The sequence below is a fragment of the Aureimonas ureilytica genome, from assembly GCF_001475935.1.
Lineage (GTDB): Bacteria > Pseudomonadota > Alphaproteobacteria > Rhizobiales > Rhizobiaceae > Aureimonas > Aureimonas ureilytica_A.
In genome coordinates, this window is record NZ_LDQA01000022.1 from 72086 (window position 1) to 87109 (window position 15024).

General features: G+C 65.6%; 12 protein-coding genes. 4 read left to right on the forward strand and 8 right to left on the reverse strand.

Going from position 1 to position 15024, the window contains the following annotated elements; genetic code table 11:
* Window positions 1-51: 51 nt before the first annotated feature.
* Window positions 52-669, forward strand: coding sequence for a TetR/AcrR family transcriptional regulator (locus NS365_RS10030; RefSeq protein WP_058600145.1), 618 nt, complete (start codon window positions 52-54; stop codon window positions 667-669).
* Here the strand turns inward: NS365_RS10030 and NS365_RS10035 are convergent.
* From NS365_RS10035 to NS365_RS10045, 3 genes are read right to left on the reverse strand one after another with little or no spacing between them, the layout of a single operon-like run.
* A complete protein-coding gene (locus NS365_RS10035; protein ID WP_058600146.1) occupies window positions 661-3711 on the reverse strand; it encodes an efflux RND transporter permease subunit in 3051 nt (1016 codons plus the stop codon). The genes NS365_RS10030 and NS365_RS10035 overlap by 9 nt on opposite strands.
* Window positions 3708-4793: an efflux RND transporter periplasmic adaptor subunit gene (locus tag NS365_RS10040; RefSeq protein ID WP_058600147.1), complete on the reverse strand. Its 1086-nt coding sequence runs from the start codon at window positions 4791-4793 to the stop codon at window positions 3708-3710. The genes NS365_RS10035 and NS365_RS10040 overlap by 4 nt, the downstream gene beginning before the upstream one ends.
* On the reverse strand, window positions 4790-5776 hold the full coding sequence (locus NS365_RS10045) for an efflux RND transporter periplasmic adaptor subunit (RefSeq protein ID WP_058600148.1): 987 nt from the start codon (window positions 5774-5776) through the stop codon (window positions 4790-4792). Before NS365_RS10045 ends, NS365_RS10040 begins: the two co-directional genes overlap by 4 nt.
* A gap of 217 nt (window positions 5777-5993) precedes the next feature.
* On the opposite strand from NS365_RS10045, the gene NS365_RS10050 reads away from it, so the two are divergent.
* Entirely contained in the window at window positions 5994-6653 is a 660-nt protein-coding gene (locus tag NS365_RS10050) for a TetR/AcrR family transcriptional regulator (RefSeq protein WP_193753423.1), read from the forward strand.
* Window positions 6654-6861: 208 nt separating this feature from the next.
* Here NS365_RS10050 and NS365_RS10055 read toward each other — a convergent pair whose 3' ends face one another.
* Complete coding sequence (locus tag NS365_RS10055; RefSeq protein ID WP_058600150.1) at window positions 6862-7200, reverse strand: hypothetical protein; 339 nt, start codon at window positions 7198-7200, stop codon at window positions 6862-6864.
* 129 nt (window positions 7201-7329) lie between these two features.
* Between NS365_RS10055 and NS365_RS10060 the strand changes: the two genes are divergently transcribed.
* Entirely contained in the window at window positions 7330-8286 is a 957-nt protein-coding gene (locus NS365_RS10060) for a LysR family transcriptional regulator (RefSeq protein ID WP_058600151.1), read from the forward strand.
* Window positions 8287-8290: 4 nt separating this feature from the next.
* On the opposite strand, the gene NS365_RS10065 is transcribed toward NS365_RS10060, so the two are convergent.
* On the reverse strand, window positions 8291-9031 hold the full coding sequence (locus NS365_RS10065) for a pseudouridine synthase (protein ID WP_058600152.1): 741 nt from the start codon (window positions 9029-9031) through the stop codon (window positions 8291-8293).
* Window positions 9028-9966, reverse strand: coding sequence for a class I SAM-dependent methyltransferase (locus NS365_RS10070; protein WP_058600153.1), 939 nt, complete (start codon window positions 9964-9966; stop codon window positions 9028-9030). The genes NS365_RS10065 and NS365_RS10070 overlap by 4 nt, the downstream gene beginning before the upstream one ends.
* A gap of 230 nt (window positions 9967-10196) precedes the next feature.
* Between NS365_RS10070 and NS365_RS23525 the strand changes: the two genes are divergently transcribed.
* The gene (locus NS365_RS23525; RefSeq protein ID WP_082640350.1) at window positions 10197-10340 is read left to right on the forward strand and encodes a DUF1127 domain-containing protein; all 144 of its coding nucleotides are present in this window, start codon (window positions 10197-10199) and stop codon (window positions 10338-10340) included.
* A 563-nt stretch (window positions 10341-10903) separates the two neighbouring features.
* Here NS365_RS23525 and NS365_RS10075 read toward each other — a convergent pair.
* Entirely contained in the window at window positions 10904-12655 is a 1752-nt protein-coding gene (locus NS365_RS10075; RefSeq protein ID WP_058600154.1) for a BatD family protein, read from the reverse strand.
* 14 nt (window positions 12656-12669) lie between these two features.
* Window positions 12670-15024: a VWA domain-containing protein gene (locus NS365_RS10080; protein WP_058600155.1), complete on the reverse strand. Its 2355-nt coding sequence runs from the start codon at window positions 15022-15024 to the stop codon at window positions 12670-12672.

Below are 15024 nucleotides of genomic sequence, written 5' to 3' on the forward strand. Positions count from 1 at the left end.
CATCGTTCAAGGCAGAAATTGAACGCCGTTCAAAAAATTTTTGGAGCGCGTATGACGAAGCGGGACGAGAAGCGGCAGAATCTCAAGGCGCGCATCATAGAAGCGACGGAGCGTCGGATCGAGGAAAGCGGGGTGGAGGCCTTGCGCGCGCGCGACATCATGAGCGATGTCGGCGCGGCTCTGGGCGGGCTTTACAACGTCTTCGCCGACCTCGACGATCTCGTCCTGCAGATCAACTCGCGCACGCTGGCGCGGCTGAAGGTCGAATTGCAGACCGGGGCGATGCCGGACGGCGATCCTCGCGCCGAGTTGACGCGGCTGGGGCTCGCCTATCTGCGCTTCGTGCGGACCCACCCTCGGCTATGGTCCGCCTTGTTTCAGCATCCCTTCGCGGCCGGCAAGCCGATCCCGGACTGGCATCGGGCCGAGCAGGGCGAGCTTCTTTCCTATCTGATCCTGGCGCTGCGGCCGCTTCAGCCGGAGCTTTCGGAAGCGGCGCTGGCGCTGCGCGCCCGCACCCTGTTCGGGGCCATCCACGGCATCGTCGAAACCTCGCTCGCCGAACGTTTCGTCGGTCTTAGCGAGCTGGATCTTGAGCGCGAGATCGAAGCCTTCATCGGGCTCATGGTGCGCGGCATGCGGCTTGAGGCTCCTCCCCGCTCAGGCTGAGCGGGGAGGAGCCTTGATGCGGAACCAGGCGACATAGAGCGCCGGCAGGAAGAGCAGCGTCAGCACCGTGCCGACGATGATGCCGCCCATCATGGCGTAGGCCATCGGCCCCCAGAAGATCTCGCGCGCGATCGGGATGAGCGCGAGACTGGCTGCCGCCGCCGTCAGCATGATCGGGCGCATCCGCTGTTCGGTCGCCTCCACCACGGCGTTCCAGGCCTCCATCCCGTCGCGACGAAGCGACTCGATCTGGTCCACCAGGATCACCGAATTGCGGATCAGAATGCCGATCAGCGCCAGAATGCCGAGGATCGCGACGAAGCCCATGGGCGCGCCGCTCGGCAGGAGCGCCGCGACGACGCCGATAATGGCGAGCGGCGCGACGGCGAAGACCAGGATGAGCCGGCTGAAGCTCTGGAGCTGGATCATCAGGATGGTCGCCATGACGAAGAGCATCATGGGCACCACGGCTGCGATCGGCCCCTGGCTCTTGGCGCTTTCCTCCACCGCGCCGGCGACCGCGATATGATAGCCCGCGGGCAGTGTGCGGGAGAAGTTTTCGACGTCGGGGGCGAGTTGCTGGACCACGGTCGCGGGCTGCAGCGCGTCGGTGATACCGGCGCGCACCGTGATGGTCGGCACGCGCGAGCGCGTCCAGACGACGGGCTGTTCCACGCCGTAGCGGAACGTCGCGACCGCCGAGAGCGGCACGGACTGGCCGTTGCCGGTCGGTAGCTGGAGATCGCGCAGCGCCTCGATCGAGCCGCGCTCGGCCGCCACCGCACGCCCCACGATGTCCACGAGATAGATATTGTCGCGAACCTGCGTGACCGTGGTGCCCCCGACGATGCCGTTCAGCGTGGAGGCGATCGTCTCCGACGAGATGCCGAGCTGACGGGCGCGATCCTGCATCACGTCGATCTTTACGACGCGCGCCGGCTCGTTCCAGTCATAGGTGACTTCCGAAAGATGAGGATTGCCGGCCATGACATTGCCGAAGCCGAGCGACAGCGCGCGCACCGTATCCACATCCGGCCCGCTGATGCGGTAGGCCACGGGGCGGCCGACCGGCGGGCCGATGTCGAGAAGCTTCACATAGGCGTCCGTGTTGGGGAAGGTCCGCTTGAGATAGGCCGCGAATTCGCCCTGCAGACGGTCTCTCGCGTCGATGCTCTTGGTGACGATGATGGTCTGCCCGAAAGCGGGGCTCGCCGGCTGCACGTCGAAGGAGAGAACGAAGCGCACCGCGCCCTGGCCTACATAGCTCGACCAGTGCTCCACGTCGCCATTGCCGGCGAGTTGCTCCTTCTCGAACCTTGCGATCTCGGCCGAAGTTTCGGCGATGGTCGCGTTCTGCGGCAGATTCCAATCCACGATCAGCTCGTTGCGGTCGGAGGAGGGGAAGAACTGCTGCTGGACGAACTGCATCCCATAGACCGACGCCCCGAAGGCGATCAGCGTCGCCGCGATGGTCAGCCAGCGCCAGCGCATGCAGAAGAGTAGGATCGCTGCGAAGCCGCGTGCCACGAAGCCCTTCTGTCCATGATGCTGCTTCATCGCCTTGGGCAGGATCAGGACGCCGAGAATGGGCGTGAACAGGACGGCGACGATCCAGGAGAGGATCAGCGCCGTCGCGATCACCACGAAAAGCGTGAAGGTGAATTCGCCCGCATTGCTGCTGTTGAGGCCGACGGGAATGAAGCCGGCAACGGTGACGAGCGTACCCGTCAGCATGGGAAAGGCGGTCGAGGTGTAGACATAAGTCGCCGCCTTGCGCAGGTCGTCGCCCGCCTCCAGCCGCGCCACCATCATTTCCACCGCGATCATCGCATCGTCCACGAGGAGCCCGAGCGCGATGATGAGCGCACCCAGCGAGATACGCTGGAGCGAGATGCCGGCATATTCCATGACGACGAAGGTCATAGCGAGAACGAGCGGAATGGCGACGGCGACCACCAGCCCCGCGCGAAGGCCGAGACTAACGAAGCTGACGGCGAGCACGATGATGACCGCTTCGAACAGGGCGCGGGTGAAGCCCGACACGGCCTCTTCCACCACCTGCGGCTGGTTCGATACGAGGTGAACGCCGATGCCGACCGGCAGCTCGCCTTCGATGCGCGTCATCTCGTCCTGAAGCGCTTCGCCGAAGGACAGGAGATTGGCGCCCGCCTTCATGCCCACGGCCAGACCGATCGCGGGCTCGCCATTGTAGCGGAAGAGCGCGCTCGGCGGGTCGGCATAGCCGCGCTTGATCTCCGCGACATCCGACAGCCGGAAGAAGCGGTCGCCCACGCGCAGATTGAGGTTTCGCAAGCTGTCTTCGGACGCGAACTGCCCGCTCACGCGCACGCTGACGCGCTCCGGCCCGGCCTGGATGACGCCGGACGGCACGACGGCGTTCTGCGCCTGGAGCGTCTGGAGGACGCTCTGCTGGCTGATGCCGTAAGCCGCGAGGCGGCGAGGGGAAAATTCGAGAAAGATCTTCTCGTCCTGCGCGCCGACGAAATCGACCTTGCCGACATTGGGCACGGTCAGGATCTTGGAGCGGGCGTCCTCGACATAGTCGCGCAGCTCACGCTGCGTAAATCCATCGGCCGTGAAGGCATAGATATTGCCATAGACGTCACCGAAATCGTCGTTGAAGAACGGGCCTTGGACGCCGCTCGGCAGCTCGCTACGAATGTCGTTCACGATATTGCGGACACGGACCCAGACATTGGGCACGTCCCGGCCCTTGGTCGTGTCGCGCAAGTTGACGAAGATCGTCGTCTGGCCGGGCACGGTCATCGAGCGCGTGTAGTCGAGTTGCGGCAGTTCCTCGAGCTTCTTCTCGATGCGCTCCGTCACCTGACGCATCGTCTCGTCCACCGTCGCGCCCGGCCAGGCGGCGCTGATGATCATGGTCTTGATGGTGAAGGCGGGGTCTTCTTCCCGTCCGAGATTCAGATAGGAGAGGAAGCCGGCCACCGAGAAAACCAGCATGAAGAACCAGAGCATGGACCGATGGTCGAGGGCCCAGTCCGAGAGGTTGAAGCCCTTCATTGCGCTGCTCCGTCCGTCTTGACGCGCTGTCCCTCGGCGAGGCTGTGCACCCCGGCCGTCACCACGCGCTCGCCCTCATGGAGGCCATCCAGCACCACCCATCCTCCGTCAGCCGCCCGCTTGAGGCTCACCGCGCGCGAAGCGACGCTCGCCCCATCGGCTGAAACGACCCAGACGCGCGTCTGACCGCCCGTTTCCAGAACCGCGGTCGCGGGCAGGGCGAGGGATTGCGCATCGTCTCCCGGCAGGGCGACCTTGACGATGGAGCCGAGGCGGAACCCTTCGCCGGGATTGTCCAGCGCGATCTTGACGCGCCGGCTGCGGGTGACCGGGTCGGCCAGCGGGGCGATCTCGCGCACCCGGCCATCGGCCACGGCGGCGGCGTCGAGTTGCAGCGCGACGCGCAGCGGCGCGCCGATCCGCAACGACCCGGCGTCGCTATCGGGCAGGTCCACCACCGCATCGCGCAGATCGGGCCGCGCGACGGTCAGCACGGGCTGGCCGGCGGCGACGACCTGCCCCGGTTCCGCCGAAACCGCCGTCACGATCCCGTCGAAGCCTGCCACGAGGCGCGCATAGGACAATTGCTCCTGCGCCTTGGCGAGCGAGGCTTCGGCTTGGATGGACGAGGCGCGGGCGGCCTGCAGAGCCTGCTCCGCGCTGTCGACGCTCGCCTGTGTCGAGGTGTTGGACTGGCGAAGCGCCTGCTGGCGCTCGGCAACCCCTTGTGCGTTGACGAGCGTCGCCGTGGCGCCCGTCAGGGCCGCTTCGGCTGCGTCCACCGCCTGTTGCAAGAGTGTGGATTCCAGCGTCGCAAGAACCTGCCCCGCCTTCACCTCGCTGCCGACATCGGCGTCACGGCTGACGATGCGGCCCAGCAGCTGAAAGCTATAGTCGGTGGACACTTGCGGCTCCACGGTGCCGGTATAGACCGGAGCTTGATCCTGAAACGGGCGCACAACGGCGGATTTGACCGGACGCACCGTGGGCTCGGGCGCGGCCTCCTGCTTCTGGCAGCCGGCAAGAGCCAGGACGGACACCAGCGAAACGGAAAGGCGCGAAGGGCAGAGACGGGACCTCATCGGGCTGCGGCCTCCTGCGAAAGGCTGACCTTCTGGCCGGGGCGCAGAAGCTTGGTGCCTTCGACGACGACCTGCTCACCCGCCTGAAGGCCGCCGTTGACGACGACGGAGGCGGTCTCGTAGGTCGAGACATCGACCGGGCGCATGGACACTTCCGATGTGCCGGGGTTGAACATCCACAGCGCCGGCTTGCCGTCCAGCGAGGTGAGGGCGGCGGGGGGCACAACGAACACGGGCGGCGAGGGGATCGAGGCGGAACCGCTGACGGCCGCTCCCAGCGTCATGCCGGCCGGCACCTGATCCAGCCCGATCTTGACGCGCACCGTCGCCGTCTGCGGGTCCACGCTCGGCGCGACCTGACGGATCGCGCCCTCCGTTCGGATCGACGGATCGGCGATCAGCGCCACCGTAATGGCGGCGGGCTTTTTGTCTCGCAGCAGCAGCCCTTCCGAAATATCGAACAGCGCATCGCGCGGCCCGTCCCAGGCGATGGTAAAGACCGTCGCCGCAGCCTGCGCGATTTCGCCGACATCGAGCTTGCGATCTGTCACGATCCCGTCCGCATCGGCCTTGAGCTCGGTGAAGGAGAGTGCGTCTTCGGCGCTGGCCAATTCGGCGCGCGCCGACAGCGCGCCGGCATTGGCCACCTTGAGGGCTTGATCGGCCTGGTCGAACTCGCGCCGGGTGACGAAGCCTTGCGAGAAGAGCGAGCGCGCTCTCTCGAAGGCGGCGGTGGCTTGCTGCACCTGCGCTTGCGCCGAGGCCACGCCCGCGCGCGCCGAGTCGACATCGGCCTGCTGCGTGCTCGGATCGAGGCGGGCGAGAACCTCGCCCTTGCGCACGGCATCGCCCACATCCACCCGCCGCTCCACGATACGCCCGTTGGTGCGGAAGGACAGGTTGTTTTCGGTGCGAGCCGCGATCGTGCCGGTGAGCGTCATCCGTTCGTCGAGGCGCTGGGGCTCGACGGCCTCGACTTTCACCCATTGTTCGACCTTGGGCGAAGCGGCGCTTTCACCCTGACATCCCGCAACCAAGGGAAGAAGAGCTGCAACGCAAAGTCCAGTCGCCAAGCTTCTTGTTGTCAAGAACATCCCCTTTGCCGGTCGAATCGGAAGCCGACGGACGCCGGGTCGATCTTTGGACACTCATCAGTTTCGATATTGACATAGGGAACTTAAGCGTTTCCAAATGTCAAGCATGAGATGTCCCGTCACCCATGCCGTGTTTCAGCGCCGCAAGTCCGGCCGGCCTCCCGTCCTTTCGGAGGAGGAGCGACGCCGGATCATTCTTGCGGCGGCCGAGGCGGCCTTCTTCGAGCAGGGCTATGGCGCGACCAGCATGGACGATGTCGCCCGGCGTTGCGCCATGTCCAAGAAAACACTCTACCGATCATTCGCTACGAAAGAATCACTGTTTCAAGAACTGATCGGGACAGCCTTGCGCAGTCTTCCGGATGTGGGGCTCCCACCGGGCGAGCAGTCGCTCGACGCTCGGAAAGCCTTGGCCGAAGCGCTCCGCTCCATGCTCGAAATGCTGCTTCACCCACGTCAATTGGCGCTGGCACGCCTTGTCGTGTCGGAATCGGCTCAAGCGCCCGAATTGGCGGCCACGCTGCACGAGCAGGGTCTGGAGCGCTCGCAGCATTATCTGGACGGGGTGGTCGCCGGGTTGCGGTCCAAGGGGCTGCTTCGTCCCGAGACGGGCGAAGAGCTTGGTGTCTTCCTTCTCGACGCCTCGATCGGAGACTGGGCCTTTATGTTTCTGATCGGCCGCGTCGAAGCTCCGAGCCCGGAACAGATCGCGGAGCGGGTCGAGCGCGTTTTGGACATGTTCGGCCGCGCTATCTTCTCGGAATAGGCGTTTCAAAAGCAGGGCTAGCGTCCGACGGTCCCGGTCGGCTCGAGGGCGAGGCGGTTCACAAGCAAAACCGCCCGCTCCCGGCCTTCGCGACAGACCTCGATCGAGGCAGGCGAAGGATGGGGGCGGGCGGCTTTATCGTCGCCATGTTTCGAGCCGGCGATGCGGGCCGAACGCTAGGAGAGAGGCGTCGACCTCTCCTGCCGTATCAGTTCAGAAAGCTGGCGTCCGAACCCGGCACCATGTCGGGCGCGATCGCGCCGGCCGGCTGAACGGGCGTGCGATGCACGGCATTGTCAGCCTTTGCGGCCGGGCCGGCAAAGGCCGCGTCCGACCCCGGCACGAGGTCGTCGGTCGAAACGCGGGTCATGGCCGCGTTCATGCCCGCCGTGCGAGGCATACCGTAGCGAACGCTTGAGGAGGCCTGCGGGGCGGCGCTGGTCTGCGCATAGAAAGCGGCGTCGGAACCCGGGACGATGGAATCGGCGAAAGCGGGAGCGGCGGTCGCGGTCATCGAGGCGAGAGCGATCAGGGTAACGAGCTTCATGGTCTTCAGTCCTTGCCAAACAGATCGCCTACTCAGTCCGACAACCGGTCGGTAGCGATCGTTGAAGCCAACATCGCTCCATCGTGCTATGAATGGAACTGAAACCTTGTCAGCGTGAGTGTGAATTTCATGCACTTTCGGCAGTTCGATCTCAATCTCCTGCGCGTCTTCGAAGCTTTGTTCGAGGAGCAGAACGCAACGCTCGCGGGCCGTCGGCTCGGCCTCAGCCCCTCGGCGGTCAGCCACGCGACGGCGCGTTTGCGCGAGGCCGTGGGCGATCCGCTTTTCGTGCGCATCCCCGGCCGCATGGTGCCGACCCAGCGTGCGATCGAGCTTGCCCCCTCGATTCTGGACATTCTGCGGCAGTTGCAGGACGTCCTGGAAAACAAAACCTTCGTGCCCACCGAGAGTCGCCGGGAATTCGTGGTGGCGACGGTGTCCTATGTGTCGCTGGTGGTGATTCCGCCACTCCTGCGCGTGCTTCAGGCCCAGGCGCCCCATGTCCGGCTGCGCACCGTCCCGATCACGGATCATTCCATGCGCGATCTTCAAAACGGCGATATTGATGCTGTTCTCGTGCGCACGCGCGGCCAGCACGATGCGGTGGAATGCCATGTCCTGTTCGAGGAAACCCTGGTCTGGGTGGTGCGCGCCGATCATCCCGCGATTCAGGACGGTCTGACGCACGAGCGACTGCGAACCATTCCCTTCGCCCGCATCTCGACGCCCGATCTCTGGACACAGCAAATGGGCGAGCGAAGCGGCTCCGCCTATGTCGATCTCGTTCAAAGCGAGCGTCAGGGCTGCGGCTCCGAGCCGGCCTGCGACCCGGCCGTGATCGTACCCGACAGTTTGAGCGCGCTCATGCTGGTTCTGGAAAGCGGCTTCGCGGCGCTGGTGCCGCGCCGCATCGCGACGCGCACCGTGCTGGGCCACCAGCTGCGAACCCTCGACACGTCCCACACATCCCCCGCCGCGCAGATCGGCGCCTATGTGGCGGCGCGCTCCCGGCAGGATGCGGGTGTCGATTGGCTTCTGGCCCGCGTGCGCGAGGCGACAACGGATATCGCCTTGCTCAAGACGTAGCGCCTCATGGCGCGGCGAAGATCGCCGCGATGTCGCTCTCGGTCAGCCGACGGATTGCGCCGGGCGCAAGGTCGGCGGGCAAGGACACCGCGCCGACACTCTCGCGGTGCAGCGCCTCGACATGGTTTCCCGTCGCCGCGAACATGCGCCGGACCTGATGGTAGCGACCTTCATGCACTTGGAGAATCGCCTCGCGCTCGCCGACCACTTCCAACTCGGCGGGTGCGAGCGGCTTGTCCTCGCCGTCCAGCATCAGGGTGCCTGACGCGAAGAGCGCCGCCTCCGTGCCGTTCAGCGGGCGGGCGAGATGGGCTCGGTAGCGTTTGGGCACGTGGCGGCTTGGAGAAATGATGCGATGGAGAAGCGCGCCGTCATCGGTCATCAGGAGAAGGCCTGACGTCTCCTTGTCGAGCCGGCCGACCGTCGAGATCGCCGGATCGCGCCGCCGCCAGCGCGGGGGCAGGAGATCGTAGACCAGCGGCCCCGCCTCCTTGTGGGAGCAGGTGACGCCGAGCGGCTTGTTCACCATCAGCGCGAAGCCGGGCAGGGGGTCCAGCGCCTCGCGATCCACCACGAGCCGCGTTTCGAGATCGGGCGTCAGCGCCAGGCGCTCGTCGGCGCGCGGCACCGGGGCACCGTCCAGAAGAATGCGCCCGTTCTTGGCCAGAAGCTGGATCTCGCGGCGCGAGGCATAGCCCATATTGGCCAGAAGCTTGTCGAGGCGGGAGGTCGGTATCTTGGTCATTTGCGCGCTTCGAAAATCTTGTAGCCGGCTTCCTCGATGCGGGTTTCCACATTGCGGAAATGCGCCCGCAGCACGTCCTCGTAGGGCATGTGCCGGTTGGCGACGAGAAGCAGCGTGCCGGAGCGCCGCAGCATTCGGCTGGCCGCTACGATAAAGGCCTGGCCCAGTCCGCGATCCTCGATCCCTTCGCTGTGAAAGGGCGGGTTCGTCACCACGAAATCGAGATCGGCGAGCCGGGTCTCGCGCACGTCGCCCCAAAGAAACTGCGCGCGGGGATCAGCGACGTTCACCTGCGCCGCCTCGACCGCGCGGCGATCCAGCTCGACCAGTGTCAGCGCTTCCACCTTGGCCGATTGCAGGACGGCGCGCGAGAGAACGCCGAGCCCGGCGCCGAGATCGGCCCCACGCCCGGACAGGGGCGGGAGATGACGAAGCAGAAGCGCGGAGCCAGGGTCGATCCGGTTCCACGAGAAGACACCGGGCTGCGATAGGAGGCCGAGGTCGGGCACGCTGACCGGGGCGCCGGCCTGGATCGCCTCGTCCAGTTGCAGCCCCTCAGTGGGTCGCGTCACCGTGCAGATGCGCTGGCGGGCCTTGAAGCGCTCGCTGACCTCGCAGCCCATCTCCTCCAGCTCGCCGCGCAGCCGCTGGCCGCCCTTGTCCTTGGCGGCGGCGACCGAGAGCAAGCCGCCGGGCGCCAAAATGCGCAGCGCATGGGCCAGCACGTAGCGCCGCTCGATCGAGCCATGCGGGGCGGCCACCACCAGCTCTTCGAAAGTGGCATCCGTCATGCGTTCGAGAGCCGCCGCGTCGGGGCGCAGCGGCGAGAGCTGCACGGCACCTTCGGGCACGTCCAGAAGATCGGAGGGCGGAGCGCCATAGACGGCGCATCGGGCGGGGGTATCTGATGGTATGGTCTGCACGACGCGAGCCATAGCAGCTTTGCCATTCCGGCCAAAGCCCCGAAGCCTTGGCATCGGGGCGGCCGTGGGGTTGCAGCATTCGCATGGCTGGCCTGCATCACTCCGATAGCGAAGAAACGCAGATCTCCCTTTCGACCTTTGCGCTCCTCATTGAGCGTAGGGCGGCGTAGGGTTCAACCATCGAAAGACAAGAGATCGCCGGCCACCATCGATGAGAGGCCGGGCACGCAAAGGACAAGACCATGAACCTCTCCCGCTTCTTCGAAACCCGCCGCCAGTATCGCCAGACGACGCGCGAACTGAACCGCCTTACGGCCCGCGAGCTTTCGGATCTCGGCATCGTTCGCTCGGACATTCCGGCTATCGCCCGTCAGTCGGTGCGCTGACAGTTTCTCGCCTTTCGCTCCAGCCGGTCCTCCCCCGGCTTCGAGCGTGCGGGCCGAACGGTTCCTCCCACCTTCGGCCACCTCCTGACGCCCTTGCCGGTCCTCCCCCGGCGAGGGCGTTTTGCTGTTTGGAGACACGGCGATCGGCGGCAAGACTTCTGCTGTCCGGCGCAAGACGAGGGGAGGGCGACGAAGAGTGGGGTTCGGCAAGCCGATCGGAAGGCAAGATCCGCATCGAGTTCGCGTGTGTTCGGTTTCTCTGTTTCCAAACCGCGAAGGAAACGTCTCATCGATCTTGCGGAGAAACGAGCGCCATTTTCGCCGGTAGACGTGTGCCGAAGCGAAGAGGCGTGAAAGCAGCGATCGAAACGGTCGTATCGCGTTTGGTCAAATGATGGTCGCAAGAATGCGCTGCGGCCGGCACGGCGGAAAGTGCGCGCCGATCGGTCATCAAACCCGCCCGGAGGCGGGCATGGCGGGTGTGGACGCCTTGTCCGCCATGCTCCACTCTCGCATTCGTTCAGGAGCTCGCCGATACTGGCTTGCCGCCCGATCCTCCTGCCTCACGCCGGATAGAGCGACGGTAGTTTCGACGATGTGCGACTTTGCCCCTGGCCGATCTTGCGGTCTTCCCTCGCCAGAACGTCGAGCCAGTGGCGGGTTTGAACCTCTGCGGTTTCGGCTGCGGGCGCGAAGGCTGCTTTTTCCAAAGCGGCAATGGCCTCTCTGGCGGCATCATTCATTACCGGATCGCCGCCCGCCAGCCGACGCCAGGCGAGAACGCAGCCATAGGACCCGCGCAGATCGCCGGATTTTTCCTTGGCTACGGCCAGAGCCAGTTGCTTGCGGCGTGCAGACAGCGTGTCGGAGGATTCCCCGCTGGATGTTTGCGCGGCTACAGGCTTGCGGGGGCTTTCACCAAGGCGCGGCTTTCGTCTGACATAAAGGGCAGCACCGCCGAGCGCGGCCAGACCTGCTGCGGCGCCGAGTCCCGCAAACAGAGGCCATGTCTCCCTCGCTTCCTCATGTGCCTGCGAAACGACGGATGAGTCCGGTGCAGCTTGGGGTGCCGCCCTTGCCGCTTGCTTGGCTGCCGGTAGCGTTCCCTCGGCCTTGATGACCTCGCTCGGCAGAGTGGCCGTCTTGGCTTCTCCCGAGACACTGTCGGTCCAGTTCACCTTGATCTCCGGAAGCGTGATCTCGCCACCACGGGTCGGCACCACGGACAGGAGGAAATCCTTTCGGGCGACGGTGCCTTGCGCCGTTTGATCGTCGCCCGTCTGGGTGTCATCCAGATAGATCCGCGCGCCATCCGTGTTCTCGAAGGACAGATCGGGAAGCTGAGCTGCGCTCGCGCCGAGCGCCAGAAGGCTGACGCGCCGGGTCACCGACTGCCCTTCCTTGAAGACCGGGTGCTCGGGAGACCATTTGGCGACGAGCTGAACGTTCTTGGCGGGCAGGAACCACTGGTGTTGCCCGGAGCCGGCGTTGGGGTCGGCGCGAACCGTCAGCTTGATCGGCTCGGAGCGAACGGTGAACGGTTTGCCGCTATCGAACATGTCGTCGAACATGGCCGAGGGAAATCCGGGAAAGCCCATGTCCGCGAAGGGGTCGCGCCCCTGAGCCGATGAGTCCTCGACGGAGCCGCGCAGGACGAAGGGAGGTATTTCGATGGTCCCCTTCTGTTGGGCTTTCAGCATATAGGTGCGCTCGATCACGTTGACCGTCCGCCCGTTCCGGGTGGCCTGGCTCACCCGGTCCTCCCCGCGTTGCGCGAGTTCGAAGGCGCTGGACTGCGGCGCGACGAGCTCGGCGCTCTTGATGGGCGCGCTGGTCTCGACCCTGACGGTCAGCGGCGTTTCCTGAAACAGAAAAGGGCTGCTGTCTTTCACGGTCGCCGAAACGCCGATCCCAAAGGCGCCCGTGGCCTTGGGCATGGAGCCCGCATCCACCACCTCGATCGCGACGGGAGCACTGCTGAGGCCCCCCGCACTGATCGCGGGGATTTCCAGTGTGCCCTTCGCCTTCGGCGACAGGGAGACGATCCAGCTCTCGCTTTGGGAACGCCGCCCGTTGATGATTTGCAGCGACGAGGACTGCGAGGTGCCGAGGATCTCGAAATCCTTCTGGAGCGGCGTGAGATCCGGCCTGGCACCCGGCTGGCCGTTGGCCGTCAGGGTCAGTTGAAACGTGTCCCCTTCCGCCACCGTGCCACTGTTCACATGGGCGGAGAGGCCGGCGGCGAAGGCGGGAACGGCCAGCGCCATGACGAGAACAGCAGCGCTGACGGTGGTCTTGAGCCTATGGAAACTCATGGTTCTGCTTCCTCTCAGTTGGAGCCAGACCGAAGCTGGGCGTAATGTTGACGAATACGGGCGCGCAGCAGGCCGGACGGGTCGTCGGGCACTTCGCGCAACTGCTGCTCGACCGCCTGATCGACGACCGGAGCACCGGGCACGGAGGCCTTCGCCGGCTTGTCGCCCTTGTCCCCGCCATTGCCGCCCAGCACGCTGGACAGCATTTTCGACAGGGTGTTTTCACTGTCCTTGCCGGCTTGCTGGCCATCACTCCCGGAAGCGCCTGCCTGCTGACGGGCCTTGGCGGCCTTCTCTACGGCCTGATCCGCCTCAGCCAGCCCATCGGAGCCGGTCTTGTCCTGCGGCTGATCTTGTTGCTGGCCGGCCTGCTGACGGTCGCCTTCCTGGCCTTGGGGTTTGGTTGCGGAGGCCTCCTGCTTCTGCTCTTGGCCGGCACCGGCCTTCTGATCCCCCGCCTTTTCGGCTGCGTCCTTCTCGGCACCGGCCTCCGGAGACTGGCCACCTTTCGCCTTGTCGGAGGGTTTCGAAGCCTCGTTTGATGCCTGGTCTTTGGGTTGCTCACCCTGCGACGCGCTCTGCTGACTGGGCCCGTTTTGCGAACCGCTTTCCTGACCCGGCTGAGTGGCAGACTGCTGCTGATCGCCGGATTGTCGGCCGTTCTGCTTCTGCTTCGAGTCGGCTTGCTGATCGGGTTGACCCTGCTGGCCGGATTGTCCTTGAGACGGCTGCTGGTCCTGCTTCTGACCGTTGCCGCCGGCCTGCTGTTGCTGCTGTTGGCCGCCCGCATTTTGCGGCTTCTGCTGGCCCTGCGAACCGGACTGACCCTGGGACGGCTGGTCCTGTTTCTGGCCGCTGCCGCCGGCCTGCTGCTGCTGCTGGTCCTTTTGGCCGGAACCACCAGACTGCTGCTTTTGGTCCTTTTGATCGCCTTGGCCGGATTGCTGCTGCTGTTGCTGCTGCTTGTTCTTTTCCTGTTCCTCCTTCTTCTTCTGGTCGTCGAGCAGCTTCTGGACCAGCTCGCGATTGGACTTCGCGTCGCCATCCTGAGGATTGGCCGCCAGCGCCTCGTCGTAGGCCCCGAGCGCTTCCTTCAGCTGGCCGGATTTGGCCAGCGCATTGCCGCGATTATAGGGGTTGGCGGAGAATTCCTGAGCCGCAGCCGCGTAGTCACCCGCCCGGTAGGCGGCGCTGGCGCGCCAGGATGGTGTCTCGAACTTGCCGGTCGCCGCCTTATAGTCTCCTGAGGCAAAGGCTTGTTTGCCTTGCTGGTCGGAGGTCGCCCAAAGGTCCTGCCAGGTTCCCGCGTGGGCGGGCCGGGTGGCAAGGCCGGGCAGGACGTTCAGGCCGGCGATCAGTCCGAGGCTGAAGACGAGACCCCGCCGGAAGGCCAGGGGCAGAAGAAGAACCGGCAGGATCAGGAGCCAGTAGCCCATATCGACCCAGCTGTCCGCCTTGACGTCCTCGGCCTTGCCGGCGGTCTCGACGCTGTCGGTCTTCGGCAGGATGCGGTCGAGGTCGGCGCTGTTCGCGGTCACGCTGGAATAGACGCCACCACCATCCCGAGCCACCGCGCTCAGACTCTCCGCATCGAGTGAGGTCGTCACCGTCTTGCCCGCGCGGTCGGTAATGGCCTGGCCGCCCGCCGTCTGCAATGTCGCGCCCTTCTCCGTGCCGACGCCCAGAACCGAGACGGTATAGCCCGCCTTGCGGGCTTCGCTTGCCGCCTTTTCAGTGGCCGCCGCATCGCCCGCATTGTCGGCGATGAGTACGATCTTGCCGCGCGCCGCATCGGCGCCCTTCAAGACGGACACGGCCTCGGAGATGGCGAGATCGGGCCGGTCGCCGAGAACCGGCATCAGCTTGGTGGAAAGCTCGGGCATCATCTGCGAGATCACCTTCTGGTCGCTCGTCAGAGGCGCGGCGACGAAGGGGACGTCGGAATAGATCACCAGGGCGCGCTCATCCCCTTCCGTGCGGGTCAGGATGTCGCTGAGCTTGTGAACCGCGCTGCGCAGGCGGCTCGGCGACAGGTCGTTTGCGTTCATGGACTGCGCCAGACTGAGGACAGTGACCACGGGCTCGCCGCCGGTGAAGGAGGGAACCTCGGCCTTCCGCCAGGTCGGCCCGGCCAGCGCCGTCACCAGGACGACCAGCATGGCCGCCGCCACGGATGGCAGGACGCGCGATGCACGGGCGGTGTCGCCGCCCATGGCCAGATGTCGCAGCAGATGGGCGTCGACATATTGGCCCCATTGGCCGCCGGTGGCACTCTTGCGGGATCTCAAGGCGAGGCAGAGAAGAAGGCCCGCCGGGATCAGCGCCCAGAACCAGTCCGGGCGCAGGAAGTGGAACAGATGCGTTTCCAT